This window comes from Streptomyces tritici, assembly GCF_048500665.1.
In the GTDB taxonomy this organism is placed as follows: Bacteria; Actinomycetota; Actinomycetes; order Streptomycetales; family Streptomycetaceae; genus Streptomyces; species Streptomyces tritici.
Genome location: NZ_CP183183.1, coordinates 659,962 through 686,177, shown reverse-complemented (window position 1 = coordinate 686,177; position 26,216 = coordinate 659,962). Strand labels below are relative to the sequence as shown.

The 26,216-nt window shown below is 73.5% G+C and carries 20 protein-coding genes; 10 read left to right on the top strand and 10 right to left on the bottom strand.

The features are described 5' to 3' along the window. Positions 1-37 precede the first annotated feature (37 nt). Entirely contained in the window at positions 38-598 is a 561-nt protein-coding gene (def, locus tag ACNJ93_RS03150) for a peptide deformylase (protein ID WP_418955769.1), read from the top strand. 48 nt (positions 599-646) lie between these two features. On the opposite strand, the gene ACNJ93_RS03145 is transcribed toward def, so the two are convergent. Further along, entirely contained in the window at positions 647-1,291 is a 645-nt protein-coding gene (locus tag ACNJ93_RS03145) for a TetR family transcriptional regulator (protein WP_418955768.1), read from the bottom strand. A 173-nt stretch (positions 1,292-1,464) separates the two neighbouring features. On the opposite strand from ACNJ93_RS03145, the gene ACNJ93_RS03140 reads away from it, so the two are divergent. Both ACNJ93_RS03140 and ACNJ93_RS03135 read left to right on the top strand, forming a co-directional pair. Next, positions 1,465-2,691 carry an acyl-CoA dehydrogenase family protein gene (locus tag ACNJ93_RS03140; RefSeq protein ID WP_418955767.1) on the top strand — a complete coding sequence of 409 codons (1,227 nt, stop codon included), beginning with the start codon at positions 1,465-1,467 and terminating at the stop codon, positions 2,689-2,691. A gap of 162 nt (positions 2,692-2,853) precedes the next feature. Then, positions 2,854-4,215, top strand: a complete 1,362-nt coding sequence (locus tag ACNJ93_RS03135) for a cytochrome P450 (protein ID WP_418955766.1) — start codon at positions 2,854-2,856, stop codon at positions 4,213-4,215. Positions 4,216-4,266: 51 nt separating this feature from the next. Here the strand turns inward: ACNJ93_RS03135 and ACNJ93_RS03130 are convergent, their stop codons facing one another. Both ACNJ93_RS03130 and ACNJ93_RS03125 read right to left on the bottom strand, forming a co-directional pair. Beyond that, complete coding sequence (locus tag ACNJ93_RS03130) at positions 4,267-5,031, bottom strand: putative protein N(5)-glutamine methyltransferase (protein ID WP_418955765.1); 765 nt, start codon at positions 5,029-5,031, stop codon at positions 4,267-4,269. After that, entirely contained in the window at positions 5,024-5,506 is a 483-nt protein-coding gene (locus tag ACNJ93_RS03125) for a glutathione peroxidase (protein WP_418955764.1), read from the bottom strand. The genes ACNJ93_RS03130 and ACNJ93_RS03125 overlap by 8 nt, the downstream gene beginning before the upstream one ends. 36 nt (positions 5,507-5,542) lie before the next feature. On the opposite strand from ACNJ93_RS03125, the gene ACNJ93_RS03120 reads away from it, so the two are divergent. Continuing rightward, positions 5,543-5,758 carry a DUF6011 domain-containing protein gene (locus tag ACNJ93_RS03120; protein ID WP_418955763.1) on the top strand — a complete coding sequence of 72 codons (216 nt, stop codon included), beginning with the start codon at positions 5,543-5,545 and terminating at the stop codon, positions 5,756-5,758. A gap of 11 nt (positions 5,759-5,769) precedes the next feature. On the opposite strand, the gene ACNJ93_RS03115 is transcribed toward ACNJ93_RS03120, so the two are convergent. Both ACNJ93_RS03115 and ACNJ93_RS03110 read right to left on the bottom strand, forming a co-directional pair. Then, the gene (locus ACNJ93_RS03115; protein ID WP_418955762.1) at positions 5,770-6,633 is read right to left on the bottom strand and encodes an acyl-CoA thioesterase; all 864 of its coding nucleotides are present in this window, start codon (positions 6,631-6,633) and stop codon (positions 5,770-5,772) included. Between the two features lie 12 nt (positions 6,634-6,645). Beyond that, complete coding sequence (locus ACNJ93_RS03110) at positions 6,646-9,219, bottom strand: DEAD/DEAH box helicase (RefSeq protein WP_418955761.1); 2,574 nt, start codon at positions 9,217-9,219, stop codon at positions 6,646-6,648. 72 nt (positions 9,220-9,291) lie between these two features. On the opposite strand from ACNJ93_RS03110, the gene ACNJ93_RS03105 reads away from it, so the two are divergent. From ACNJ93_RS03105 to ACNJ93_RS03095, 3 genes are all read left to right on the top strand, one after another. Further along, a complete protein-coding gene (locus tag ACNJ93_RS03105) occupies positions 9,292-10,077 on the top strand; it encodes a metal-dependent hydrolase (RefSeq protein WP_418955760.1) in 786 nt (261 codons plus the stop codon). Between the two features lie 11 nt (positions 10,078-10,088). Next, positions 10,089-11,045, top strand: a complete 957-nt coding sequence (locus ACNJ93_RS03100; RefSeq protein WP_418955759.1) for a tetratricopeptide repeat protein — start codon at positions 10,089-10,091, stop codon at positions 11,043-11,045. Between the two features lie 209 nt (positions 11,046-11,254). Next, positions 11,255-12,406, top strand: a complete 1,152-nt coding sequence (locus ACNJ93_RS03095) for a hypothetical protein (RefSeq protein WP_418955758.1) — start codon at positions 11,255-11,257, stop codon at positions 12,404-12,406. 23 nt (positions 12,407-12,429) lie between these two features. Here ACNJ93_RS03095 and ACNJ93_RS03090 read toward each other — a convergent pair whose 3' ends face one another. Both ACNJ93_RS03090 and ACNJ93_RS03085 read right to left on the bottom strand, forming a co-directional pair. Continuing rightward, positions 12,430-14,211, bottom strand: a complete 1,782-nt coding sequence (locus ACNJ93_RS03090) for an ABC transporter ATP-binding protein (protein WP_418955757.1) — start codon at positions 14,209-14,211, stop codon at positions 12,430-12,432. Further along, positions 14,208-16,028, bottom strand: a complete 1,821-nt coding sequence (locus ACNJ93_RS03085) for an ABC transporter transmembrane domain-containing protein (protein WP_418955756.1) — start codon at positions 16,026-16,028, stop codon at positions 14,208-14,210. Before ACNJ93_RS03085 ends, ACNJ93_RS03090 begins: the two co-directional genes overlap by 4 nt. A 180-nt stretch (positions 16,029-16,208) precedes the next feature. Between ACNJ93_RS03085 and ACNJ93_RS03080 the strand changes: the two genes are divergently transcribed. After that, positions 16,209-17,816, top strand: a complete 1,608-nt coding sequence (locus ACNJ93_RS03080; protein ID WP_418955755.1) for a peptide-N4-asparagine amidase — start codon at positions 16,209-16,211, stop codon at positions 17,814-17,816. A 63-nt stretch (positions 17,817-17,879) separates the two neighbouring features. Here the strand turns inward: ACNJ93_RS03080 and ACNJ93_RS03075 are convergent, their stop codons facing one another. From ACNJ93_RS03075 to ACNJ93_RS03065, 3 genes are all read right to left on the bottom strand, one after another. After that, the gene (locus tag ACNJ93_RS03075) at positions 17,880-19,301 is read right to left on the bottom strand and encodes a Gfo/Idh/MocA family protein (protein WP_418955754.1); all 1,422 of its coding nucleotides are present in this window, start codon (positions 19,299-19,301) and stop codon (positions 17,880-17,882) included. A 179-nt stretch (positions 19,302-19,480) separates the two neighbouring features. Further along, the gene (locus tag ACNJ93_RS03070) at positions 19,481-22,414 is read right to left on the bottom strand and encodes an FAD-binding and (Fe-S)-binding domain-containing protein (protein WP_418955753.1); all 2,934 of its coding nucleotides are present in this window, start codon (positions 22,412-22,414) and stop codon (positions 19,481-19,483) included. A 12-nt stretch (positions 22,415-22,426) separates the two neighbouring features. Beyond that, complete coding sequence (locus tag ACNJ93_RS03065; protein WP_418955752.1) at positions 22,427-22,885, bottom strand: MarR family winged helix-turn-helix transcriptional regulator; 459 nt, start codon at positions 22,883-22,885, stop codon at positions 22,427-22,429. A 281-nt stretch (positions 22,886-23,166) separates the two neighbouring features. On the opposite strand from ACNJ93_RS03065, the gene ACNJ93_RS03060 reads away from it, so the two are divergent. Both ACNJ93_RS03060 and mltG read left to right on the top strand, forming a co-directional pair. Further along, positions 23,167-24,996, top strand: coding sequence for an ABC transporter ATP-binding protein (locus ACNJ93_RS03060; protein WP_418955751.1), 1,830 nt, complete (start codon positions 23,167-23,169; stop codon positions 24,994-24,996). A 345-nt stretch (positions 24,997-25,341) separates the two neighbouring features. Continuing rightward, positions 25,342-26,214: an endolytic transglycosylase MltG gene (mltG, locus tag ACNJ93_RS03055; protein ID WP_418955750.1), complete on the top strand. Its 873-nt coding sequence runs from the start codon at positions 25,342-25,344 to the stop codon at positions 26,212-26,214. Positions 26,215-26,216 lie beyond the last annotated feature (2 nt).

Here is a 26,216-nt window from a genome sequence, read left to right as displayed (position 1 = left end):
AAACGACGAGGTCAGACCGGAACGTAACCTTGCCGCCATGCGAAACCGCCCGATCCCCGGCACTTCCGGCCACGTCCGCGCCCTGACCCTCCTCGGCGACCCGGTGCTGCACACGCCCTGCGCCCCCGTCACCGACTTCGGCCCGGAACTGGCCCGGCTCGTCGAGGACATGTTCGCCACCATGTACGCCGCCGAGGGCGTGGGTCTGGCGGCGAACCAGGTGGGGGTGCCGCTGCGCGTCTTCGTCTACGACTGTCCGGACGACGAGGACGTGCGGCACCTGGGCCATGTGGTCAACCCGCGCCTCGTGGAGGCGGACGGGGAGGAGATCCGCGGTCCCGAGGGCTGTCTGTCCCTGCCGGGCCTGGAGGCCCCGACGCCGCGCCTCGACCGCGCGGTGGTGGAGGGCGTGCGGATGGACGGCACGCCGGTGCGGATCGAGGGCACCGGGTTCTTCGCCCGCTGCCTGCAGCACGAGTGCGACCACCTGGAGGGCTCGGTGTACGCGGACCACGTCACCGGCCTGCGGCGGTCCCGGCTCCTGCGGGCGATCCGCAAGCAGCCGTGGGGCGGGGGAGTGGCGGCGCTGGAGGGCTGAACGGGCGGGGCGGGGCCCGGCGCGGGCAAGGCCCGGCGGGTCCCCCCGTCAGAAGCCCGGTGCGCCCGCGCGGTCCTCCGCCTCGGCGAGCCGGCCCCACAGCAGGTCGGCCAGGCAGCTGACCAACTCGGCGCGGGAGCAGGGTCGTTCGCCGAGCCACCAGTCGCCGGCGGCGTGCATCATGCCGACGATGCCGTGGCCCCAGACCCGGGCGAGGGCGTCCCCGCCGGGGCCGAGGTCGATCCGCTCGGCGATCACCTGGCCGAGCTCCTCGCCCATCCGCCGCAGCAGTGGAGCCGAGTGCCGGCCGACGTCGAAGCCCTGCTCCGTCTGCTGGGACTCCTCCGCCGGGTGCATCAGGAACCGGTACACCTGGGGCATCGCCTCGATGGAGGCGAGGTACGTGTCGAGGGTCGCCTCCACCCGCCGCCGACGGTCGGAGGGCGCGTCCAGCGCCGCCCGGAGGGCCGAGAGCAGCCCGTCGGTGTGCCGCTTGGCCAGCGCGCGGTACAGCCCGCCCTTGTCGCCGAAGTGCCGGTAGAGGATGGGCTTGGTGATCCCGGCCTCCGCCGCGATCGCGTTCATCGACGCCTTCGGGCCGTCCCGGAGCACCACACGGTCCGCCGCCTCCAGCAGCTCTCGCCGGCGCTGCTCGGCCGACTTCTGCTGATCGGCCCGGTGTGCAGTGTCCATGGTGTCTCTCCCCGCCCGTGCGTGTTCCGTAAGGCTTGCGCAACGTAACACCCGGCCGCCCGTCGGCGCGTTCCGGGCCGCGGCCGATGGCCGGTGCGGGACGCCGGTTGACAGCGGATACTCGCCGGTAACAGACTGCCGTTACCGCAAGTAACGCAGTGCTGGGAGGGAACATGGCCGAGTTCACGCTCGATCTCAACGACGACCAGAAGCAGGTCCGTGACTGGCTTCACGGCTTCGCCGCGGACGTGATGCGCCCCGCCGCCGCCGAATGGGACGAGCGTGAGGAGACCCCCTGGCCGATCATCCAGGAAGCCGCCAAGCTCGGCATCTACTCGCTCGACTTCTACGCCCAGCAGTTCTTCGACCCGACCGGCCTCGGCATCCCGATGGCGATGGAGGAGCTCTTCTGGGGCGACGCGGGCATCGCCCTGTCCATCGTCGGCACCGGCCTCGCCGCCGTCGGCGTGCTCGCCAACGGCACCGAGGAGCAGATCGGCACCTGGATCCCGCAGATGTACGGCGACGTCAACGACGTCAAGGTCGCCGCCTTCTGCTCCTCCGAGCCCGACGCCGGCTCCGACGTCGCCTCCATGCGCACCCGCGCCGTCTACGACGAGGCCACGGACGAGTGGGTCCTCAACGGCACCAAGACCTGGGCCACCAACGGCGGCATCGCCAACGTCCACGTCGTCGTCGCCTGTGTCGACCCGGAGCTCGGCTCGAAGGGCCACGCCTCCTTCATCGTGCCGCCGAACACCCCCGGTCTCTCCCAGGGCCAGAAGTTCCAGAAGCACGGCATCCGCGCCTCCCACACCGCCGAGGTCGTCCTCGAGGACGTGCGCGTCCCCGGCAGCTGCCTGCTCGGCGGCAAGGACAAGCTGGACGAGCGTCTCGCCCGGGCCCGCGAGAAGGCGAAGAAGGGCGGCGAGCGCGTGAAGAACGCCGCCATGGCCACCTTCGAGGCATCCCGCCCGGCCGTCGGCGCCATGGCCGTCGGCACCGCCCGCGCCGCGTACGAGGTCGCCCTCGACTACGCCAAGACCCGCGAGCAGTTCGGCCGGCCGATCATCGACAACCAGGGCATCGCCTTCCAGCTCGCCGACATGCGCACCCAGATCGACGCCGCCCGCCTGCTGGTCTGGCGCGCCTCCTGGATGGCGACCACCGGCAAGCCGTTCACCGCGGCCGAGGGCTCCATGTCCAAGCTGTTCGCCAGCGAGGTCGCCAAGAAGGTCACCGCCCAGGCCATCCAGATCCTCGGCGGCAACGGCTTCACCCGCGAGTACCCGGTGGAGCGCATGCACCGCGACGCCGCGATCTACACCATCTTCGAGGGCACCAGCGAGATCCAGCGCCTGGTCATCGCCCGCACCCTCTCGGGCATGCAGATCCGCTGACCCCCCACGGGCCCGCGCCGGCTCCGCTCCCGTGGGGGGAGCCGGAGCCGGCGCACGGTTCCGGCCAACAGGCCGGTTCCGGACGGGAGCCCGCCGGCCCCTGTCCGCCGGATCGCCACTGCGGCACAATCGGCCGGGAAACGATCAAGGGGGCGTGGATCCATGGCAACCAGCGGAAACGGGATTCCCGGGCCGGCGGGACTCCCGCTGCTCGGCTCGATGTTCGACCTCAAGAACGACTCGCTCGGCACCTTCCTGCGGGCCCAGCGCGAACACGGCGACGTCGTGCGGATCACCGCCGGCCCGCCCGGGATCCGGGCCACCGTGTACGGGATCTTCTCCGCCGAGGGCGCGCAGCAGGTGCTCGCCACCGACTCGGCCAACTTCCGCAAGGACAACCACTTCTACCAGGAGATCCGCGAGTCCTTCGGCAACGGCCTGCTGACCAGCCAGGACGAGGACTACCTGCGGCAGCGCCGGCTCGTCCAGCCGCTGTTCACCAAGCGCCGGGTCGACGGCTACGCCGAGGCCGTCGCCGCCGAGGTCGCCCGGGTCGTCGAGTCCTGGCGGGACGCCCCGGACGGCACCGTGGACGTGCTCGCCGAGATGACCGGGCTCGCGCTGCGGGCGGTCGCCCGGGTCCTCTTCGGCACCGACGTCGACGCGGCCGTCGAGATCGTCGAGCGCTGCTTCCCCGTCATCAACGACTACGTGCTGCGCCGCGGCTTCTCCCCGCTCAACGCCCCCCGCGACTGGCCCACGCCCGGCAACCGGCGGGCCGCCGCCGCGCAGGGGGAGCTGTTCGCCGTCTGCGACCGGATCATCGCCGAACGCGGCGCCGCCGGCCGGGGCGGGACCGACCTGCTGAGCCTGCTCGCCGAGGCGGAGAGCGACGGGGACCGCGGCTTCGACGCGGGCGAACTGCGCGAGCAGGTCCTCATCTTCCTGCTCGCCGGCCACGAGACCACCGCCACCTCGCTCGGCTTCGCCCTGCACCTGCTGGCCCTGCACCCCGAGGTGCGCGAGCGCGCCCACGAGGAGGTCGACCGGGTCCTGGGCGGCCGCGTCCCCACAGCCGCCGACCTGGACGCCCTGCCGTACCTCACCCGGGTCCTCAAGGAGGCCATGCGGCTCTTCCCGGCCGCCCCGGCCATCGGCCGCCGCGCCGTCGTCGCCACCGAGATCGGCGGCCACACCGTCCCCGCCGGCGCCGACGTGATCGTCGCCCCGTGGGTCACCCACCGTCACCCCCGCTACTGGCCGGACCCTGAGCGCTTCGACCCCGACCGGTTCACGCCCCAGGCGGAGGCCGAGCGGCCCCGCTACGCCTGGTTCCCCTTCGGCGGCGGCCCGCGCGCCTGCATCGGCCAGCACTTCTCGATGCTGGAGTCCGTGATCGCCCTGGCGATGCTCCTCCAGGCCTACGACCTCGACGCCGTCGACACCGACGTCCCGCTCTCCACGGGCATCACCCTCCAGCCCCTGGGCACGGCCCGCGTCCGACTCAAGGAGCGCGGCGCGTAGCCACCCGGCCGGCCCACGCGAGGGTCCGCCCCGGACCCCCGCGTCGGCGGATCAGCGCGTGGCGGCCACGACGGTGGCGTACCGGTCCTCGTCGACGAGGACCCGGGCCGTGAGGCCGGCCGATGTCAGGATTGCGATCGCGGCCTCGCACTGCCGCTCGCTCGCCTCGCTCAGCAGGACGCCGCCGGGCGCCAGCCAGCCGGGCGCCTCCGCGGCCACCCGGCGCAGCACGTCGAGGCCGTCCGCGCCGCCGTCCAGGGCCACCAGCGGTTCGTGGTCGCGGGCCTCCGCCGGCAGCAGGCCGACCTCGTCGGACGGCACGTACGGCACGTTCGCGACCAGCACCTCGACCCGGCCGCGCAGCTCCTCGGTCAGCGGCGCGAAGAGATCGCCCTCGTACACCCGGCCGCCGCGCGGCTCCACGTTCCGCCGGGCGCAGCGCACCGACGCCGGTTCGATGTCCGCGGCGTGCACCTCCGCGCCCGCCACCCGCGCCAGCAGCACCGCGGCGGCCGCACCCGACCCGCAGCACAGGTCGACGCAGACAGCCCCGGGCCGGGCCGCCGCCACCGCCCGCTCGACCAGGAACTCGGTCCGCCGGCGCGGCACGAACACGCCGGGGTCGACCTGTATCCGCAGGCCCCCGAAGTCCGCCCAGCCCACCACGTGCTCCAGCGGCAGCCCCGCGGCCCGCCGCTCCACCAGCACGTCCAGCTCGGCCGGTCCGGCCGCGGCCGCGCGCAGCAGCTCCGCCTCCTCCTCGGCGAAGACGCAGCCCGCGGCGCGCAGCCGCTCCACCACCCCCTGCTCAGGCAAGCTGGGCCTCGATCGCCGCCACCAGCTCCGGGGCCTCCGGCTCGGTGCGCGGACGGAAGCGGGTGACCGTGCCGTCACGGCCGATGAGGAACTTCTCGAAGTTCCACTGCACGTCGCCGGCCTCGCCCTCGGCGTCCGCGAACCGCGTCAGCTCCGCGTACAGCGGGTGCCGGTCCGCCCCGTTGACGTCCGTCTTCTCCAGGAGCGGGAAGCTCACCCCGTACGTCGTCGAGCAGAACGTCTCGATCTCCTCCGCGCTGCCCGGCTCCTGGCCCGCGAACTGGTTGCAGGGCACGCCGAGGACGGTGAAGCCCTTGTCCGCGTACTCCTTCTGCAGCCGCTCCAGACCGGCGTACTGCGGCGTCAGGCCGCACTTCGAGGCGACGTTCACCACCAGGACGGCCCGGTCGCGGTAGTCGGCGAGGGACAGGGGCTCACCCGCGAGGGTCTTCAGCGGAATTTCGTACAGGCTCATGGACGGTTCCTCCTAGGCATGAGGTTTGATCTCAGCATGGGAGACGAACCGCTGGCAATCGAGATCGATTCCGCACCGGACGACGAGGCCGCCCGCCGCGTGTGGTGCCGGCTCTGCGGCCGCCCGCTCACCGGCGACCGGTCCCGCCGCACGGGCCTCGGCCCCGCCTGCGACGCCAAGCTCCACCCGCCCGGCCCCGACATCCGCACCCGCCGCCACGAGGTCGAGCAGGACACCCTGCCGGGCGTCTGACCCGGGGCGGGCTACAGCTTGCGGAACAGGCCCTCCTGGACCACCGACACCAGCAGCCGGCCCTCCCGGTCGTAGATCCGGCCCCGGGCCAGGCCCCGCCCGCCCGTCGCGATCGGGGACTCCTGGTCGTACAGGAACCACTCGTCGGCGCGGAACGGGCGGTGGAACCACATCGCGTGGTCCAGCGACGCCATGTCGAAGCCCCGCGGCCCCCACAGCGGCTCCACCGGGATCCGCACCGCGTCGAGGAGCGTCATGTCCGAGGCGTACGTCAGCGCGCAGGTGTGCACCAGCGGGTCGTCGCCCAGCGGGCCGACCGCCCGCATCCACACCGCGCTGCGCGGGTCCGTGTCCTGGACCTCCTCCTTCGTCCAACGCAGCCGGTCCACGTAGCGGATGTCGAAGGGCTGCCGCCGGGCCATCCGCTCCAGCGCCTCCGGCAGCGTGCCGAGGTGGTCGCGGATCTCGTCCGCGAGCCGCGGCAGCGTCTCCGGGTCGGTCAGGTGCCGCGGCGGGAGCTGGTGCTCGAAGGCGGACTCCTCCGGCTTGTGGAACGACGCCGTCAGATTGAAGATCGTCCGGCCCTGCTGGACCGCGGTGACCCGCCGCGTCGTGAACGAGCGCCCGTCCCGCACCCGCTCCACCTGGTACACGATCGGCACCCCCGGCCGGCCCGGCCGCAGGAAGTACGCGTGCAGCGAGTGCACCGGCCGGTCGCCCTCCGTCGTCCGCCCGGCCGCCACCAGCGCCTGCCCGGCGACCTGCCCGCCGAACACCCGCTGCAGCGACTCGTGCGGGCTGCGCCCGCGGAAGATGTTCACCTCGATCTGCTCCAGGTCGAGCAGGTCCACGAGCCTCTCGGCGGGATTGGTCACCACATGTCTCCTCTACCGCGGGCCCACGGCCGTCACCCGGACGACCGCCCTGCCCTCCTCGTCGGAGGCGGCCAGATCCACCTCCGCGCTGATGCCCCAGTCATGGTCGCCGTTCGGGTCGGCGAAGGTCTGCCGGACGCGCCAGAGACCGTGCGCCGGGTCCTCCTCGATCGACAGCAGCTTCGGGCCACGCGCGTCCGGGCCGGTGCCCAGCTCCTCGTACTCGTCCCAGTACCCGTCCATGGCCTCGCCCCAGGCGTCCGCGTCCCAGCCCGACTCGCCGTCCAGCTCGCCCAGCTCGTCCACGTGGTCGAGCGCCGCCAGCTCCACCCGGCGGAACATCGCGTTGCGCACCAGCACCCGGAAGGCGCGGGCGTTCGCCGTGACCGGCTTGACCTGGTCGGCCTTCTCCTGCGCCTCCTCGGCCGTCTCGATCTCCGGGTTGGCCAGCTGCTCCCACTCGTCGAGCAGCGAGGAGTCCACCTGGCGCACCATCTCGCCCAGCCAGGCGATCAGGTCCTCCAGGTCCTCGGTCTTCAGGTCGTCAGGGATCGTGTGGTCCAGCGTCTTGTACGCGCTCGCCAGATAGCGCAGCACGATGCCCTCGGTCCGGGCCAGCTCGTAGAACGACGTGAACTCGGTGAAGGACAGGGCCCGTTCGTACATGTCGCGGATCACCGACTTCGGCGACACCGGGTGGTCGCCCACCCACGGGTGCGACGTCCGGTACGTGTTGTACGCGTGCCACAGCAGCTCTTCCAGCGGCTTCGGGTACGAGATGTCCTGGAGCCGCTCCATCCGCTCCTCGTACTCCACGCCGTCGGCCTTCATCGCGCCGACCGCCTCGCCGCGCGCCTTGTTCTGCTGCGCGGCCAGGATCTGCCGCGGGTCGTCGAGCGTCGACTCGACCACGGACACCATGTCGAGCGCGTACGACGGCGACTCCGGGTCCAGCAGGTCGAAGGCGGCCAGCGCGAAGGTGGACAGCGGCTGGTTCAGCGCGAAGTCCTGCTGCAGGTCCACGGTCAGCCGGATCGTGCGGCCCTCGGCGTCCGGGGTCTCCAACTGCTCGACCACCCCGCCGGCGAGCAGCGAGCGGTAGATCGCGATGGCCCGGCGGATGTGCCGCAGCTGGTTCTTGCGCGGCTCGTGGTTGTCCTCCAGGAGCTTGCGCATCGCCTCGAAGGCGTTGCCCGGGCGGGCGATCACCGACAGCAGCATCGTGTGCGTGACCCGGAAGCGCGAGGTCAGCGGCTCCGGCTCGGAGGCGATCAGTTTCTCGAAGGTGTTCTCCGACCAGGCGACGAAGCCCTCCGGGGCCTTCTTGCGGACCACCTTGCGGCGCTTCTTCGGGTCGTCGCCCGCCTTCGCCAGCGCCTTCTCGTTCTCGATCACGTGCTCCGGCGCCTGCGCCACCACGAAACCGGCGGTGTCGAAGCCCGCCCGGCCCGCCCGGCCGGCGATCTGGTGGAACTCCCGGGCCCGCAGGGTGCGCACCCGGTTGCCGTCGTACTTCGTCAGCGCCGTGAACAGCACCGTGCGGATCGGCACGTTCACGCCCACCCCGAGCGTGTCCGTCCCGCAGATCACCTTCAGCAGACCGGCCTGCGCCAGCTTCTCGACCAGACGCCGGTACTTCGGCAGCATGCCCGCGTGGTGCACGCCGATGCCGTGCCGCACGTAGCGCGAGAGGTTCTTGCCGAACTTCGTGGTGAAGCGGAAGTTGCCGATCATCTCGGCGATGGCGTCCTTCTCCTCCCGCGAGCACATGTTGATGCTCATCAGGGACTGCGCCCGCTCGACGGCCTGCGCCTGGGTGAAGTGGACGATGTAGACCGGCGCCTGCTTGGTCTCCAGGAGCTCGGTGAGGGTGTCCGTGATGGGCGTCAGCCGGTACTCGTACGACAGCGGCACCGGCCGCGTCGCCGAGCGGACGGTGGCGGTGGGCCGCCCCGTCCGCCGGGTCAGGTCCTTCTCGAACATCGACACGTCGCCGAGCGTCGCCGACATCAGCACGAACTGCGCCTGCGGCAGTTCGAGCAGCGGGATCTGCCAGGCCCAGCCGCGGTCCGGCTCCGCATAGAAGTGGAACTCGTCCATCACGACCTGGCCGATGTCGGCGTCCTTGCCGTCGCGCAGCGCGATCGACGCCAGTACCTCGGCCGTGCAGCAGATCACCGGCGCGTCCGCGTTCACCGATGCGTCGCCGGTCAGCATGCCGACGTTCTCGGTGCCGAAGATCTTGCACAGGTCGAAGAACTTCTCCGACACCAGCGCCTTGATCGGCGCGGTGTAGAAGGTGACCTGGTCGTTCGCGAGCGCCGCGAAGTGCGCCCCCGCCGCGACCAGCGACTTCCCGGAGCCGGTGGGGGTCGAGAGGATCACGTTGGCCCCGGAGACCACCTCGATCAGCGCCTCCTCCTGGGCCGGGTACAGCGAGATGCCCCGGCCCTCCGCCCATGAGGTGAAGGCCTCGAAGAGGGCGTCGGGGTCGGCGGTCGCAGGCAGCTGATCGATAAGGGTCACGCCCCCATCTTGCCTGGATTCCCCCCGGAGGAGGGAACCGGCCGCCGGCCCGAAGATCACGGAGGATACGATGCCCCGTCTACCGGTCGTCAACTGGGCACCGGCGTACGACGAATGGGGCGGGGAACGACGATGATGGGACCGGCGCACTCGCTGTCCGGAGCGGCGGCCTGGCTGGGCGTCGGGGCGGCTGCGGCCGGCTTCGGGCACCCGATGCCGTGGCCGGTGCTCGTCGTCGGGGCGCTCATCTGCGCGGGCGCGGCGCTCGCGCCGGACCTCGACCACAAGTCCGCGACGATCTCGCGCGCCTTCGGGCCGGTCTCGAAGGGCCTGTGCGAGATCGTCGACAAGCTGTCGTACGCGGTCTACAAGGCGACCCGGTCCACGGCCGACCCGCGCCGGTCGGGCGGTCACCGCACCCTGACCCACACATGGGTCTGGGCGGTGCTGATCGGCGCGGGTTCCTCCGCGGCGGCCGTCGGCGGCGGCCGCTGGGCGGTCCTCGCGATCCTCTTCGTCCACCTCGTGCTGGCTGTCGAGGGACTCCTGTGGCGGGCCGCCCGGATGTCCAGCGACGTGCTGGTGTGGCTGCTGGGCGCGACCAGCGCGTGGATCCTCGCGGGCGTGCTCGACAAGCCCGGCAGCGGCGCCGACTGGCTGTTCGCCGGTCAGGACTACCTGTGGCTCGGCCTGCCGATCGTGCTCGGCGCGCTCGTGCACGACATCGGCGACGCGCTGACCGTCTCCGGCTGCCCGATCCTGTGGCCGATCCCGGTCGGCCGCAAGCGCTGGTACCCGGTCGGCCCGCCGAAGGCGATGCGGTTCCGGGCCGGTTCCTGGGTGGAGCTGAAGGTGCTCATGCCCGTGTTCATGCTGCTCGGCGGCGTGGGCGGCGCGTCCGCGCTCGGCTACCTGTAGGGGGAGGGGCCATGGGGATACTCGACGCCTTCCGCGGCGGAGCCGGCTCCCGGAGCCCGAAGGTGCTGGAGCGCCGGATCCGGGCCGCCCACGCGCTGATCGACCAGGGGCGGCACGCGGAGGCCGAGGAGGGCCTGCGCTCCGTGATCCGCGACGCCCGGCACCCGCTCGGCGCGACACACCCCGTGACGGCCGCGGCGCGGCTCGCCCTGGTGGCGGTGCTCCACGCGGCCGGGCGCTTCGCCGAGGCGGAGGACGAGGCCCGCGCGGTCGCCGCGACGCGCCGGCACCTCGCGGACGACGTCGTGCGGGTACAGGCGCTGAGCCTCGCGGCGATGGTCGGCAGCGTGCGGGGCCGGCACGAGGAGGCCCTCGCCGCGTACGACGAACTGCTGCCCGAGCTGACCCGGATCTGCGGGCCCGACGACCTGGCGACCCTCCAGCTGCGGACCAACCGCGCGCACGCCCTCGGCCTGACCGGGCGGTACGAGCAGGCCGCGGCGGAGGCCCACGAGGCCGCGGGCCGCGCGGACCGGCTGACGGCGCCGGCCGCCGTCATGCCGTGGCTCGCGGCCCGGACGGCGCTCGTGTACGCCCTGAACGGCGCCGGCCGCCACCAGGAGGCCGAGGTCGTGGCCCGGGAGGCCCTCGGGCACGCCACGGCAGCCGGCGCGACCAGGTTCCTGCTGGTCCTCGGCGCCTCGCTCGCCCGCGCGCTCGACGGTCAGGACCGGCACGCCGAGGCGCTGGCCGCGGTCGAGGCCGCCCGGCTGTACGACACCGGCGCGTACGCCGCCGACACCGGCCTGACCGAGCTCGCGGTGGCCCGCGCCCTGTTCGGCCTGGGCCGCGCGGCCGAGGCGCGCGAGGAGGCCGGGCGGGCGCTGGCGTCCTGCGAGGCGGTGCTCGGCCCGGACCACGCCCGGACCACGGAGGCCCGCGCCCTGGCGACGCGGACGGGGGAGTGACGCCGACGCAGGGGTGACGCCGTCCACGGGGAGCGGCGCCGTACATGGGCGCGAGGCCCGGAGTGGCCGGTTCCGTCCCGCGCCGTCCCCTGTGTCGCGCCGTGTGCCGTCTGGCCATACCGTCCCGCGCCGTCCATGATGTCTCCTCATGCACGCCGACGGGCCGTCAGAAACCCGTCGGCTTCCGGCTGTCGGACTGGGGGGTCCACATGAACGGACGGAGAGCACGACAGGCACACGGCACCCGGCGGGGGATCACGGCGGCGCTCACGGCGCTCGCCGCGCTGGCCGTGGCCGTACCGGCGGGGGCCGCTCAGGCGGCCCAGGCCGCGGGGAAGCCCTGCGTCCCGTCGATCAAGAAGCTGCGCACCCTGACGCCCACCGGCGGCGGCTCCGTCACCGGCCTCGGGCCGCGCGGCCTGAGCGTGGGCAGGGCCGGGGGCAAGCCCGTCTACTGGCGCGGGGACCGGATCCGGCAGGTGCCGCTGCCCGCGGGCTACACCGGCGGCACGGTCGCCGCCGTGAACCGCCACGGCCTGATGGCGGGCACGTTCACCGCGCCCGGCCGGCCGCCGGCCGCGTTCAGCTACCGTGCGGGCGCGCCCGCCGCCACGCTGCTGCCCGGCGGCGGGACCGTGCGGGACCTCAACGCGTCCGGGCGGATCGTGGGGGAGCGGCTCGAGGACGGCCGGGTGGTCGGCGTCGAGTGGCAGGGCCGCACGCTGCGGCGCGAACTCGCCGTGCCCGCGCACGTCCGCCTGCGGGCGATCGGCGGGATCAACGACGCCGGGCAGATCGTCGGCGACGGCTACGGCTGGAACGAGGAGTACGCGGGCGACTACTTCGCGGCCCTGACGTGGAGCGCCGGCGCGACGTCGGTGGCGGCCGAGCTTCCCCCGGTGTACCCGGGGGACACGTACTCCACGTACGAGCCGCGCGAGATCGACGAGCGCGGCCGGATCGTCGGCGTCTTCACCTACTCGCGGGCCATGGAGTCCTCGGGGCTGCTGTGGACCCCGCCGTACGCGGAGCACCCGCGGCACCTCGCGCCCGCGGGCGGCCGCACCGCGGGCGAACTGGTCGACCTCAGCCCGACGACCGGCGTCGCCGTCGGCACCGCGGCGGACTCCCCGATCACCGGCCCGTGGCCGCCGGAGACGGCCCCGCCGGTGCAGGCCCAGTACTGGCCGGGCGACGGGCCCGTCCTGCTCCTGCCCCGCCTCGCCGAGGGAGGCGTGTCCGGCGCGCACGCGGTGGACGACCGCGACCGGGTGGGCGGCAGCGCCGCCGACGCCTCCGGCCGCGTCCACCCGGTCATCTGGACCTGCGCCTCGCGCCAGGCCTACGCCCCGCCGGCGTAGGAGACCCGCCGGCGGCCGTTCGCTCAGCCGTGCCAGGACCTCCACAGCGCCGCGTACGCGCCGTCGGCGGCCACGAGTTCGTGGTGGCTGCCGAGCTCGGTGACCCGGCCGTCCTCGACGACGGCGATCACGTCGGCGTCGTGGGCGGTGTGGAGGCGGTGGGCGATGGCGACGACCGTACGGCCGTCCAGGACGCGCGCCAGGGACCGTTCGAGATGGCGGGCGGCCCGCGGGTCCAGCAGGGACGTCGCCTCGTCGAGGACCAGGGTGTGCGGGTCCGCCAGGACCAGCCGGGCCAGCGCGATCTGCTGGGCCTGCGCCGGGCTCAGCGCCAGGCCGCCCGAGCCGACCTCCGTGTCGAGGCCCTCGTCCAGCGCCCGCGCCCAGCCGTCGGCGTCGACCGCGCCGAGCGCCGCCCACAGCTCGGCGTCCTCGGCCCCGGTCCGCGCAAGGAGCAGGTTGTCCCGCAGCGAGCCGACGAAGACGTGGTGCTCCTGGTTGACCAGCGCCACGTGCTCCCGCACCCGCTCGGCCGGCATCCGCGCCAGCTCGGCCGCGCCCAGCGTGACCGAGCCGGTGCGCGGGGCGTAGATGCCCGCCAGGAGCCGGCCCAGCGTGGACTTGCCGGCGCCCGACGGGCCGACCAGGGCGAGCCGGGTGCCCGGGGCGACGTCCAGCGACACCCGGTGCAGCACGTCGACGCCCTCGCGGTAGCCGAAGCGCACCTCGTCCGCGCGGACCTCACGGCCGTTCGGACGCACCTCCGCGTCGCCCGCGTCCGGCTCGATGTCGCGCACGCCCACCAGCCGGGCCAGCGACACCTGGGCCACCTGCAATTCGTCGTACCAGCGCAGCACGATGCCGACCGGGTCCACCAGCATCTGCGCGAGCAGCGCGCCGGTGGTCAGCTGGCCCACGTTCATCCAGCCCTCGAGGACGAAGAAGCCGCCGATCAGCAGCACCGAGGCGAGCACCACGATGTGGGTCAGATTGACGACCGGGAAGAGCACGCTCCGCAGGAACAGCGTGTACCGCTCCCAGGCCGTCCACTCCTTGATCCGCCGGTCCGACAGTGCGATCCGGCCCGCGCCGAGCCGGTGCGCCTCGATCGTGCGGCCCGCGTCGACGGTCTCGGCCAGGGCGGCGGCGACCGCCGCGTAGCCGGCCGCCTCCGAGCGGTACGCCGCGCCGGCCCGCCGGAAGTACCAGCGGCAGCCGGTGATCAGCAGCGGCGCGGCGATCACCACGGCGAGCGCCAGCGGCGGCGCGGTCAGCGTCAGTCCGCCGATCAGCAGCCCCGCCCACACCACGCCGATGGCCAGTTGCGGCACGGCCTCGCGCATCGCGTTGGACAGCCGGTCGACGTCCGTGGTGATCCGGGACAGCAGGTCACCCGTCCCCGCCCGCTCCAGGACGCTCGGCGGCAGCGCCACCGCCCGCACGAGGAAGTCCTCGCGAAGGTCGGCCAGCATCTCCTCGCCGAGCATCGCCCCGCGCAGCCGCACCAGCCGCACGAACACGGCCTGCACCGCCAGCGCGGCCGCGAACAGACCGACCAGGTACGGCAGTCGGAGCTCGCGCGCCCCGTCGGCCAGCCGCTCGACGAGGTCGCCGAGCAGGTACGGGCCCGCCATGGAGGCCACCACGGCCACCGCGTTCACGCAGACCAGCAGGACGAACGCCCGCCGGTGCCGGCGCAGCAGCTCCCGCACGTACTGGCGTACGGTCGCCGGCGTGCCGACCGGGAGGGTGGTGGCCGTGGTCGGTTTCGCCGGGTCGTACTCCGGCGGGGCGATGCCGATCATGCCGACTCCCCTTCCGCTTCCGCGAGTTCCAGTGCGTCGTCGAGCGCCTTCAGTTCCGCGAGTTCCTCGTCCGTCTCACGGGTGACCACGGCGCGGTACCGGGGCTCCGTCCGCAGCAGTTCGCGGTGCGTGCCCACGGCCACCGTCTGTCCCTCGTGGACCAGCACGACCCGGTCCGCGCGGTCGAGCAGCAGCGGCGAGGAGGCCAGGACCACCGTCGTGCGGCCCTCCCGCAGCCGGGCGACGCCCGCCGCGATCCGGGACTCGGTGTGCGAGTCGACCGCCGAGGTCGGCTCGTCGAGCACCAGCACCTCCGGGTCGGTGACCAGCGAACGGGCCAGCGCCAGCCGCTGCCGCTGCCCGCCGGACAGCGAGCGTCCGCGCTCGGTGATCCGGGTGCGCATCGGGTCGCCGTCGGCGTCGGCCGACGCCTGCGCCAGGGCGTCCAGCACATCGGCGCACTGCGCCGCCTCCAGCGCCTCCGAGGCCGCGACCTTCCCGGAGGAGGGCACGTCCAGGAGCTCCGCCAGCGTGCCCGAGAGCAGCACGGGGTCCTTGTCCTGGACGAGGACGGCGGTGCGGGCGGTGTCCAGCAGCAGTTCGTCCAGCGGCACCGCGCCGAGCAGCACCGAGGCGTGCGCCTCGTCCGGCTCCGCCGGATGGCCGCCGAGCCGGTCGGCGAGCCGCCCGGCCGCGTCGGGGTCGCCGCACACCACGGCGGTGAGCAGCCCGGCCGGGGCGAGGACGCCGGTGGCCGGGTCGTACAGGTCGCCCCCGAGGGACGCCGCCGTGGTGTCGGCGCGCGTCTCGGCGGTGGTCGTGGTCCGGGCCAGCGCCAGCACGCGGGCGGCCCGCCGCGCCGACGGCTTGGAGAAGGAGTACGCCATCGCGATCTCCTCGAAGTGCCGCAGCGGCTGGTACGTGAGCGCCACCATGCCGTACACGGTGACCAGTTCACCGACCGTGATCCGCCCGTCGAGCGCGAGCCGCGCCCCGTACGCGACGACCACGAGCAGCAGCACGCCCGGCAGCACCACCTGGACGGCCGCGATCAGCGCCCACATCCGGGCGCTGCGCACGGCGGCCCGGCGGACCTCCTGCGAGGCGGCCCGGTAGCGGCCGAGGAACAGTTCCTCGCCGCCGATGCCGCGCAGCACCCGCAGGCCCGCGACGGTGTCCGAGGCCAGTTCGGTGGCCCGGCCCGCCTTCTCGCGCTGCTCGTCGGCGCGCCGGGTGGCGCGCGGCAGCAGCGGCAGCACGGCCAGGGCGAGCACCGGGACGCCCGCGGCGACGACGACGCCGAGCGCGGGCTGGTACACCACCAGGCCCACGCAGACCAGGACGAGCGTGAACGCGGCGGCGGCGAAGCGGGAGAGCGCCTCGACGAACCAGCCGATCTTCTCGACGTCGCCCGTGGAGACCGCGACGACCTCGCCCGCCGCGACCCGCCGGGTGAGCACCGAACCGAGCTCGGCGGTCTTCCGGGACAGCAGCTGCTGCACCCGGGCGGCGGCGGTGATCCAGTTCGTGACGGCGACCCGGTGGAGCATCATGTCGCCCACGGCGAGGGCGAGACCGAGCAGGCCGATCAGTCCGCCGGCGAGCGCGAGCCGTCCGCCGCTGCCGTCGATGACGGCCTGCACGGCGAGGCCGACGCCGAGGGGCAGCGCGGCGATGGCGAGCTGGAGCAGCAGGCCCCAGAGCATCGCCTTCACCTGCCCGCCCAGCTGGTTGCGGCCGAGCCAGAGGAGGAACCGCGTGCCCGAGCGCACATCGGGGACCCCGGGATCGGCGTACGGAAGTTCACGGATCTGCATGACGTCCCAGGCTGTCTGTGGGGGTGGGCGGTACGGCGAGCCGGTGGCTCAAACCGTGCAAGGTTCGCCTTCCGGGACGGCGATCGGCAAACGATTTTCCCGCAACCCGGCGCAGAACACGCCAAGATCGCACACCGCCCTCTGGACCGCACCACCCTTCCCGCGCTTCACTCGCGTGCCATGAGACCTCAGAGGATCATGAGCATGATCACCGGCCTGGTGCTGGCGGCCGGCACACTCTTCTCGGCCGTCCCTGCAGCCGCCGCCGACGACCCGGCGGCCCCCGCCCCACCGGCCGAATTCGGCAGCGACTGGCACGATCCGATCACGGCCGCGCCGCCCGTCCCCAAGCCCGACACCCGGTCCTGCACGGTCACCCTGGCGCAGGCCCAGTTCCGCGACTTCACCCCGTACCGCGGGAGTTACGCCCCGCCGAAGGAGTGCGGCACCCGCTGGAACAAGGTGGTGCTGCGCCTGGACGGCAACGTGAAGGGCCGTCAGTACGACCGCCTCGGCCATGTCAGCGTCGGCGGCGTCGAGATCCTGCGCACCTCCACCCCGCAGCCCTCGCCCGACGGCATCGTCTGGTCGGTCGAGAAGGACGTCACCCGCTACCGCGACACCCTCGCCCGCCCCCAGCCCGTCGAGATGCTCATCGGCAACGTCGTCAACGAGACGTACACCGGCGTCCTCGACGTCAAGGTCACCCTCACCTTCTACGCCGCCCAGGGGAACGTCCGGCCCGCCGCCACCCCCGACAAGGTCCTGCCGCTTCAGGACTCCCGGGTGACCACCCCGCGCAACACCGAGCGGATCCTCGCCGAGGTGTACGCCACCGGCTCCGGCGGCGGCTGCGAGGAGTACTGGTACATGACGGCGCCCGCCGCCGCCCCGTACTCCTGCCACGCCGACGACGGCCCGTACCGCGAGGTGCGGATCTCCGTGGACGGCCGGCTCGCCGGCATCGCCGCCCCCTTCCCGACCGTCTGGACCGGCGGCTGGTCCAACCCCTTCCTCTGGTACGTCACGCCCGGCCCGCGCGCCTTCGACGTCCAGCCGGTCGTCTACGACCTCACCCCGTTCGCGGCGCTGCTCAACGACGGCCGCGAGCACCGCGTCGAGGTCTCCGTCGCCGGCGTCCCGGCCGGGCAGACCGGCTGGAGCACCCCGACCAACCTGCTGCTCTGGCAGGACGAGGGCAGCTCCGTGGTGACCGGCGCGCTGGACCGGCACGAGGAGTCCGCGCCGCGCAACTCCTCGGTGCACACGGCCGGTCCGGAGCACCGGCTCGACACCGACGGCGGCCACCGGCTCACCGTCGCCGGCCACCTGAACACCTCGCACGGCCGGGTCGCCACCACCGTCACCCGCAGCGTCGCGAACACCTCCGTCCACCGCTGGACGGACGGCGAGAACCTCGACGCGCTCACCGCGAGCTGGACCGACGACGAGTCCGTCACCGTCGGCCGGACCACGACCCGCACCCACCGGACGTACACCATGGACGGCGAGACCACCCTCGGCGCGGACGCCCGGCTGCGGACCGTGCTGACCCTCGGCGACCGGGCCGACACGACCGTCCTGCGCGGCGGCGAGCGGCTGTCCTGGCAGCGGCTCGACGACCGCTACGAGGGCGACGCCACGTACACCACGGGCGTCCCGCGCGACCAGCGGCACGCGGTCGGGACGACGTCCGAGCGCTACCGCGTGTACGGCTCGGCCGGCTGCCACGACCGCTCCCTGAAGACCGTGCAGGGCACGCTCGTGGAGGACCTGCGGCGCTGCTGAACGGCCGTCGGGGTCCGGAGGCTCGTACGCCTCCGGACCCCGTCCGCCTGAGCGGGCGTCCGCCTACGCGGGCTTCGCCGAGTCCACGCCCGACCGCGCCTTGCGCCACTCGCCGCGCGTGAAGTCCGGGATCGGCTGCGGCGCGCCCTGGGCCTTGATCGACAGATGGCTGAGCGGCACCGGGGCGGTCCAGGTCGCCGCGTCGTACACGTCGAAGTCGGGGACGAGGCCCAGCTGCATGCACTGCATCAGCCGGAAGATCATGATGTAGTCCATGCCGCCGTGCCCGCCCGGCGGATTGGCGTGTTCCTTCCACAGCCAGTGGTCGAACTCGGCCGCGTAGGCGCCGAAGTCGCCCCACTGGTGGCCCTTGTGGTCCGGCTCGAGGTAGATCCGGGCCGGGTAGTCCTCGAACACGCCCCGCGTCCCGCCGAGACTGTTGATCCGGCTGTACGGGTGCGGGGTGGACACGTCGTGCTCCAGGCGGATCACGCGCCCCTTGGCCGTCTGGACCAGACTGATCGTCCGGTCGCTCTCGATGTACGTCTCCTTCCAGCTCGGGTCGCCCGGCGGCATGTGCTCCTCGCGGTACTGGGCGAGGCCGAGCGCGGGCGTGCCGAAGCTGCTGATGCTGACCACGCGGTCGCCCCGGTTGACGTCCATGTAATTGGCGACCGGGCCGAAGCCGTGGTTCGGGTAGAGGTCGCCGCGGAGCCGGGTGTGCCACAGCCGCCGCCAGGGGCCCTCGTAGTACGTCGGCGAGAACATCAGCTCGCGCAGGTCGTGGTTGTACGCGCCCGCGCCGTGCAGCAGGTCGCCGAACTTGCCGGCGTGCGCCATCCGCAGCACCCGCATCTCGTTGCGGCCGTAGCAGCAGTTCTCCAGCTGCATGCAGTGCCGGCGGGTCTGCTCGGAGAGGTCCACCAGCTCCCACAGGTGGTCGAGCCGCATCGCGATCGGGCACTCGACGCCGACGTGCTTGCCGTGGAGCATCGCCGTCCGCGCCATCTCGAAGTGGAGGTCCCACGGCGTGGCCACGTACACGAAGTCGACGTCGCCGCGCTCGCACAGGCGCGCGTAGTCCTCCTCGCCGTTCGTGTACACGGCGGGGGAGGGCTGTCCGGCGGCGACGACCTTCGCGGCGGCGCGCGCGGTCTTGTCCTTCACCGGGTCGCAGATCGCGACGACACGGACCCAGGGCAGGGCGAGGAAGAGGTCGATCATGCTGCCGCCGCGGTTGCCGAGGCCGATGATGCCGACGCGGACGGTGCTGCGGCGCTCGAAGGGGACGCCGGCCATGGTCGCGCCCCTGCGGGGCGGGGGCGCGGCCGGCGTCCCGGCGGCTTCGGCGGTGGTCCCGGCCTCGGCGGCCAGGGCGGGGTTCGCCCCCCAGGCGCCGATTCCGAGTCCGAGCCCGGCTCCGGCCGCACCGGTGGTTCTGAGGACGGAGCGACGGCTGGGGCGCGGGGGTGTGCTGTCGTTCATGGAACCTCCGATTGCCGTACGTGCATGGTGGGTTCATGAATCCCGCACAGGACCCTGGCCGTTGGGGCTCGGGGTGCGCAAGGGCGCCGTTTGGACTTATGGGGAGGGGTGGTTGGACTCTTCGCGTCCGGTTGCCGTCCGGTCGTCGTCCGGCTCGTGAGGGTGCGGGCCGCCGGGGCTCAGGGGCGGGTGGCGCGCTCCAGTTCCAGGAGCACCGAGCCGTACGTCCGGCCGGTCGCGTGGTCCATGCCGATCTCGCACATCCGGTTCGCCGAGAGGTGTGCGTCGTACGCCCGTGACGTGACCTCGGCGGCCTCGCGGGCCGTCGCCGACTCCGTCAGCTCCTTGTGCAGCAGCCCGCGGTCGCCGGCGAACGCGCAGCAGCCCGCGTCCAGCGGGACGACCACCTCGTCGGCGACGGCCTCGGCCAGGGCCGTGAGCCGGTCCTCGTCGCCCAGGTGCCGCATCGAGCAGGTCGGGTGCAGCACCGCAGAGCCGAGCCTGCGGCGCACCGTGAGCCGGGGGAGCAGTTCGTCCGCGGCCCACACGAGCGAGTCGACCACCGTCAGTTCGGCGTGCAGCTCCCGGTTGGCGTCGGTGAGGTACGGCACCACCTGCCGCGCGAGCCCGAGCGCGCAGGACGAGGCGTCGACGACCAGCGGCAGCGTGCCGCCGGCCGTCCAGCCCCAGGCGGCTTCGACGATCCGGTTCGCCATGATCGCGTCGCCCCGCTCGTACCCCTTGGAGTGCCAGATCGTGGCGCAGCAGGTGCCCGCCACGTCGTCGGGGATCCACACCGGCCGGCCCGCGCGCGCCGCCAGCCGTACGACGGCCTCGGGCAGCGAGGGCTCCGTCGTGTCCTCCGGGCCGCCGAAGATCCGGTTCACACACGCCGGGTAGTACACGGCGGTCGCCGACGGCCGGTGCGTGCGCGGCAGCCGCCGGGGCGCCGGGCCCGGCAGTTCGGGCAGCCACTCCGGTACCAGCTCGGGGCGCAGCGCCCGGCGGGCCAGGCCGGTCACGGATTCCAGGAACCGGTCGCCCAGCGGGGCCGCGGCCGCCACCGCGAGCCGCGCGGCGGCCTCGACGCCGCGGAAGTGCCGTGCCGCGTACGCGGCGGCCCGCTCCCGCGCCGGGGCGTGCGACTCGTGCCGCAGGCCCTTCATCAGCGCCCCGGTGTCGATCCCCACCGGACAGGCCGAGGCGCACAGGGAGTCGGCGGCGCAGGTGTCCACGGCCTCGTACCCGTACGACCGGAGCAGGCTCTCCGCCACCGGCGCCCCGTCGGCCTGCCGCATCAACTCCCTGAGCAGCACGATCCGTTGCCGGGGCGTGGTGGTCAGGTCGCGGCTGGGGCAGACGGGTTCGCAGAAGCCGCACTCGATGCACGGGTCGACGGCGGCCGCCACCTTCGGCAGGGTCTTCAGCCCGCGCAGATGCGCCCTTGGGTCGCGGTCGAGCACGATGCGCGGGGCGAGCACGCCGTCCGGGTCGATCAGACGCTTGGTGCGCCACATCAGTTCGGTGGCGGCCGGGCCCCACTCCAGCTCCAGGAACGGGGCGAGGTTCCGCCCCGTGGCGTGCTCGGCCTTGAGGGAGCCGTCGAAGCGCTCCACGGTCAGCTTGCAGAAGTCGGCCATGAACCGCGCGTACCGCTCCACGTCCGCCGGGTCGGCCGCGTCGAACGCGAGCAGGAAGTGGAGGTTGCCGTGGGCCGCGTGGCCGGCGACGGCCGCGTCGAAGCCGTGCCGTTCCTGGAGGTCCAGCAGCGCCGCGCAGGCCTCGGCCAGCCGCTCGGGCGGGACGGCGAAGTCCTCGGTGATCAGCGTCGTACCGGAGGGGCGCGCGCCGCCGACGGCGGTGACGAACGCCGTGCGGGCCTTCCAGTACCCGGCGACCGTGCCCGGGTCGCGGGTGAACGCGTGGTCCGCCGAGGCGACCGGCGCGACCAGGTCCAGGCCCGCCAGGATCTCCGCGGCGGCGCGCTCGTACGCCTCCAGGGCCGCCGCGTCCGGGGCGCGGAACTCGACGAGCAGCGCCGTCGTGTCCTTCGGCAGTCGGGCCCAGTCGGCAGGGACGCCCGGGACCTTCACGCAGGCGCGCAGCGTGTTGCCGTCCATGAGCTCGACGGCCCGGGCGCCGGCCTCGGTGAAGCGGGGCACGGCCGCGGCCGCGGCGGTCAGCGAGGGGAAGAACAGCAGCGCGGCGGTGGTCGCGCGGTCCAGCGGCAGGGTGTCGAGGACGGCTTCGGCGATGAAGCCGAGGGTGCCCTCGGAGCCGACCATCAGCCCGCGCAGGATGCTCACGGGCGTGTCGCCGTCGAGGAAGGCGTCCAGGCGGTAGCCGTGGGTGTTCTTGATGGCGTGCTTGGCGCGGATCCGGGCGGCCAGTTCCGGGTCGGCCTCCAACTCGGCCTTGATCGCCAGGAGTCCCGCGCACAGCCGCGGCTCCGCGCGGGCCAGCTCCTCGTCGGCGGCCGGGTCGGCGGTGTCGACGACCGTGCCGCTCGGCAGCACGACGGTGAGCGAGGCGAGCGTCCGGTACGCGTTCCTGGTGACGCCGGCGGTCATGCCCGAGGCGTTGTTGGCGACGACCCCGCCGACGGTGCAGGCGGCGGCGCTGGCCGGGTCCGGGCCGAGGACGCGGCCGTACGGGGCGAGCGCCGCGTTGACCCGGGCGACGGTGGTGCCGGGGCGGACACGCACTCGCGCCCCGCCGTCGAGGACCTCGACGCCGGTCCAGTGGCGGCGCACGTCCACGAGGATGTCCTCGCCCTGGGCCTGGCCGTTCAGGCTCGTCCCGGCCGCCCGGAAGACGACCTCGCGGCCCTTGCCGTGGGCGTACGACAGGACGGCGGAGACGTCGTCGACGTCCTCGGGGACGACGACGACCTGCGGCACGAACCGGTACGGGCTGGCGTCGGAGGCGTACCGCACCAGGTCGGAGACGGAGCCGAGCACCTTGCGCGGGTCGCCGCCGAGCAGGGCGGTCAGCTCGTCGCGGAGCGGACCGTGGGTGCCGCGGGACTGGAGGTCCGGGAGCCGGTCGGGGGCCGGGCGTCCGCGACGGCTGCCGGGGCGCAGGAGGGGCGGGTCGGGCTCCGGCAGCGGCATGGCGGGCTCCCCTCAGCAGCAGCGCTCCGGTGCCGGGTCGACCAGAGCGGTCAGCAGGCCGCCGAGCACGTCGCGCTGCTCGCCGGTCAATGGAGCAAGGATGTCCTCTGCGGCGGCCCGGCGCGCGCTGCGCAGCTCGCGCAGCGTGGCGCGGCCGGCGTCGGTGAGCTCGATCCGGATCACCCGCCGGTTGGTCGGGTCGGGGACCCGGCGCACCCGGCCGCCCGCCTCCAGCCCGTCGACCAGGCTGGTCACGGCGCGCGGGACGACCTCCAGGCGCGCGGCGAGGTCCGCCATGCGGGGCGGCCGGTCGTAGTGCGCGACCGTGCGGAGCAGCCGGGACTGCGCGGGGGTGATGCCGACGGGCTCCAGGTGCTGCTTCTGGATGCGGTGCAGGCGGCGGGTGAGGCGCAGCAGCTGCTCGGCGAGCAGTCCGTCGGAGTCGGGGGTGCGCGCTTCCGGGGTGTCCATGCGGGAACGATATCAGGACCCCGTTCATTGTGAGTATAGGTAACAATGAGCTAGGCTCTGATCGACTCGGAGATCGACGCGGACGGAGCCTGGAAGGAGACTTGAACCGGAGACCGGAACGGACACCGGAACGGAGACGGGACGAAGGTCCGGACCGAGACCTGAACCGAGATCCGAACCGAGATCCGAACCGAGATCCCAACCGTTCGCCCGGACCCGGACCCGGACCCGGCGCCGCGACCCGACCCGCCCCGCACGCCTCTCGCACCGCGTAGGAGCCCATGCACCCCCACGACCAGTCCACCTGGACGCCCCCGCCCCGCGATCCCGCGCAGCCGCAGGAGCCCGCCCAGATCCGGCGGATCCTGCGTCTCTTCCGCCCGTACCGCGGACGGCTCGCCGTCGTCGGCCTGCTCGTCGGCGCGTCCTCGCTGGTGTCGGTCGCCTCCCCGTTCCTGCTGAAGGAGATCCTGGACACCGCGATCCCGCAGGGCCGCACCGGCCTGCTGAGCCTGCTCGCCCTGGGCATGATCGGCACCGCCGTGATGACCAGCGTCTTCGGCGTGCTCCAGACGCTGATCTCGACGACGGTCGGCCAGCGCGTCATGCACGACCTGCGCACCGCCGTCTACGCCCAGCTCCAGCGCATGCCGCTGGCCTTCTTCACCCGCACCCGCACGGGCGAGGTGCAGTCCCGGATCGCCAACGACATCGGCGGGATGCAGGCCACGGTCACCTCGACCGCGACGTCCCTGGTCTCCAACCTCACCGCCGTCGTCGCCACCGTCGCGGCGATGCTCGCGCTCGACTGGCGGCTCACGCTCGTCTCGCTCGCCCTGCTGCCGGTGTTCGTGTGGATCAGCCGCCGGGTCGGCCGGGAACGGAAGACGATCACGACGCAGCGGCAGAAGCAGATGGCCGCCATGGCGGCGACGGTCACCGAGTCGCTGTCCGTCAGCGGCATCCTGCTCGGCCGCACCATGGGCCGGGCCGATTCGCTCACCCGGTCCTTCGCCGAGGAGTCCGAGCGCCTCGTCGACCTCGAAGTGCGCTCCTCCATGGCCGGGCGCTGGCGGATGTCCACCATCGGCATCGTCATGGCCGCCATGCCCGCCCTGATCTACTGGGCCGCCGGCCTCGCCCTCCAGTCGGGCGGCCCGGCCCTGTCCATCGGCACCCTGGTCGCCTTCGTCTCGCTGCAGCAGGGCCTGTTCCGCCCGGCGGTCAGCCTGCTCTCCACCGGTGTGCAGATCCAGACCTCGCTCGCCCTGTTCCAGCGGATCTTCGAGTACCTCGACCTGCCCGTCGACATCACCGAGCCCGAGCGGCCGGTGCGGCTGGAGAAGATACGCGGCGAGATCGCCTTCGAGAACGTGGACTTCCACTACGACGCGGACCACGGCCCCACGCTCGACGGCGTCGACGTGACCGTGCCCGCGGGCTCCGGCCTGGCCGTCGTCGGCCCCACCGGCTCCGGCAAGTCCACCCTCAGCTACCTGGTGCCGCGGCTGTACGACGTGACCGGCGGTCGGGTCACCCTCGACGGCGTCGACGTGCGCGACCTCGACTTCGACACCCTGGCCAGGGCCGTCGGCGTGGTCTCCCAGGAGACGTACCTCTTCCACGCCTCCGTCGCCGACAACCTGCGCTTCGCCAAGCCCGACGCCACCGACGAGGAGCTCGAGGCCGCGGCGCGCGCCGCCCAGATCCACGACCACATCGCGGCCCTGCCCGACGGCTACGACACCCTCGTCGGCGAGCGCGGCTACCGGTTCTCCGGCGGGGAGAAGCAGCGGCTGGCCATCGCCCGCACCATCCTGCGCGACCCGCCGGTCCTCATCCTCGACGAGGCGACCAGCGCGCTCGACACGCGCACCGAGCACGCGGTGCAGCAGGCGATCGACGCGCTCTCCGCCGGCCGGACCACGATCACCATCGCCCACCGCCTCTCCACGGTCCGGGACGCCGACCAGATCGTGGTCCTGGAGGCCGGCCGGATCGTCGAGCGCGGCACCCACGACGAACTCCTCGACCGCAACGGCCGGTACGCGGCCCTGGTGCGCCGGGACGAACACACGAACGCCCGAGCGGTTGTTCCCCGGTACGTGTGATCGTCTCCGTTTTCGTTGCCCGGGCCCCCTGGGGCGGCAGATGATTACGGTGCGCAAGCGACGGGCTGCAGACCGCGACTGCGCTGTCCCTGAAGCAGTACCTGTACGAGGAGAAAGCACCACCATGGACCTGATCACCAACCTGCTCGCCGGCGTCTTCCACTTCCTGGGCTGGCTCGTCTGACCCTGAACCGGCCCCGCAGGCCGAGCAGGAAAGCGGCGCCGTCGGCCCCCCGTCCCAGGGGGTCGGCGGCGCCGCCGCCGTTCGCGGGAACGCCCCGGGTCGCACGATCGGAAGATGGGGATTTACCACGATCTGACCGGTCGCCGGGTTAGCGTGCACCCATGACGCACGCGTTCCCCCGGCCCGAACCCCCACGCCGGCGCCGGAGCCGGGGCCGCCTGACCCGGCGCGGCCGGATGCTTCTGCTCGCGCTCGCGCTGTTCGTCGCGACGGCCGCCGTCGCCGTACCGCTGCTGCTGCTCCGCCCCGAGGCGAAGCCCCCGCCGGTCGCGGAGAAGAAGCGCACCCTCCTGATCCCGGAGGGCTGGCGGGCCGGCCAGGTGTACGCCGCCGTCGACCGCGCTCTGAAGGCCCCCGCGGGGACCGCCCGCAAGGCGATGAAGGCCGTCGCCCCGACCCTGCCGGCCGCCGCCCGCGGCAACCCCGAGGGCTACCTGTTCCCGGCGACGTACCCGATCGAGTCCACGACCACCGCCGAGAGCCTGCTCCGCTACATGGTCAGGACCGCGGGCGAGCGCTTCGGCACCGCGGGCCTCACGGCCGGCGCCCAGCGGCACGGGCTCAGCCTGCACGAGACGGTGATCGTGGCGAGCATCGTCCAGGCCGAGGCGGACTCCCCGCAGGACATGGCCAAGGTCGCGCGCGTGGTGCACAACCGGCTCGCCCGCGGCATGGCGCTGCAGATGGACTCGACGCTCAACTACGCGCTGAACCGTTCCACCGTGGACACCAGCTACGAGGACACCCGGATCGACAGCCCGTACAACACCTACGCGCGCACGGGCCTCCCGCCCACCCCGATCGCCAACCCGGGCGAGCAGGCGATGGCGGCCGCGGTCGACCCGGCGCCGGGGGACTGGCTGTACTTCGTCACCGTCCGGCCCGGCGACACGCGGTTCACGGCGGACTACGCCGAACAGCAGCGCAACGTCCAGGACTTCAACGAGGAACGCCGCCGGGCGACCGCGAGCTGACC

What these genes read in the sequence shown, in the direction of transcription:
- def (WP_418955769.1), top strand. Translation starts at nt 38, where the DNA reads ATGCGAAACCGCCCGATCCCCGGCACTTCCGGCCACGTCCGCGCCCTG.
- ACNJ93_RS03145 (WP_418955768.1), bottom strand. Translation starts at nt 1,291, where the DNA reads ATGGACACTGCACACCGGGCCGATCAGCAGAAGTCGGCCGAGCAGCGC.
- ACNJ93_RS03140 (WP_418955767.1), top strand. Translation starts at nt 1,465, where the DNA reads ATGGCCGAGTTCACGCTCGATCTCAACGACGACCAGAAGCAGGTCCGT.
- ACNJ93_RS03135 (WP_418955766.1), top strand. Translation starts at nt 2,854, where the DNA reads ATGGCAACCAGCGGAAACGGGATTCCCGGGCCGGCGGGACTCCCGCTG.
- ACNJ93_RS03125 (WP_418955764.1), bottom strand. Translation starts at nt 5,506, where the DNA reads ATGAGCCTGTACGAAATTCCGCTGAAGACCCTCGCGGGTGAGCCCCTG.
- ACNJ93_RS03120 (WP_418955763.1), top strand. Translation starts at nt 5,543, where the DNA reads ATGGGAGACGAACCGCTGGCAATCGAGATCGATTCCGCACCGGACGAC.
- ACNJ93_RS03105 (WP_418955760.1), top strand. Translation starts at nt 9,292, where the DNA reads ATGATGGGACCGGCGCACTCGCTGTCCGGAGCGGCGGCCTGGCTGGGC.
- ACNJ93_RS03100 (WP_418955759.1), top strand. Translation starts at nt 10,089, where the DNA reads ATGGGGATACTCGACGCCTTCCGCGGCGGAGCCGGCTCCCGGAGCCCG.
- ACNJ93_RS03095 (WP_418955758.1), top strand. Translation starts at nt 11,255, where the DNA reads ATGAACGGACGGAGAGCACGACAGGCACACGGCACCCGGCGGGGGATC.
- ACNJ93_RS03090 (WP_418955757.1), bottom strand. Translation starts at nt 14,211, where the DNA reads ATGATCGGCATCGCCCCGCCGGAGTACGACCCGGCGAAACCGACCACG.
- ACNJ93_RS03085 (WP_418955756.1), bottom strand. Translation starts at nt 16,028, where the DNA reads ATGCAGATCCGTGAACTTCCGTACGCCGATCCCGGGGTCCCCGATGTG.
- ACNJ93_RS03080 (WP_418955755.1), top strand. Translation starts at nt 16,209, where the DNA reads ATGAGACCTCAGAGGATCATGAGCATGATCACCGGCCTGGTGCTGGCG.
- ACNJ93_RS03075 (WP_418955754.1), bottom strand. Translation starts at nt 19,301, where the DNA reads ATGAACGACAGCACACCCCCGCGCCCCAGCCGTCGCTCCGTCCTCAGA.
- ACNJ93_RS03070 (WP_418955753.1), bottom strand. Translation starts at nt 22,414, where the DNA reads ATGCCGCTGCCGGAGCCCGACCCGCCCCTCCTGCGCCCCGGCAGCCGT.
- ACNJ93_RS03065 (WP_418955752.1), bottom strand. Translation starts at nt 22,885, where the DNA reads ATGGACACCCCGGAAGCGCGCACCCCCGACTCCGACGGACTGCTCGCC.
- ACNJ93_RS03060 (WP_418955751.1), top strand. Translation starts at nt 23,167, where the DNA reads ATGCACCCCCACGACCAGTCCACCTGGACGCCCCCGCCCCGCGATCCC.
- mltG (WP_418955750.1), top strand. Translation starts at nt 25,342, where the DNA reads ATGACGCACGCGTTCCCCCGGCCCGAACCCCCACGCCGGCGCCGGAGC.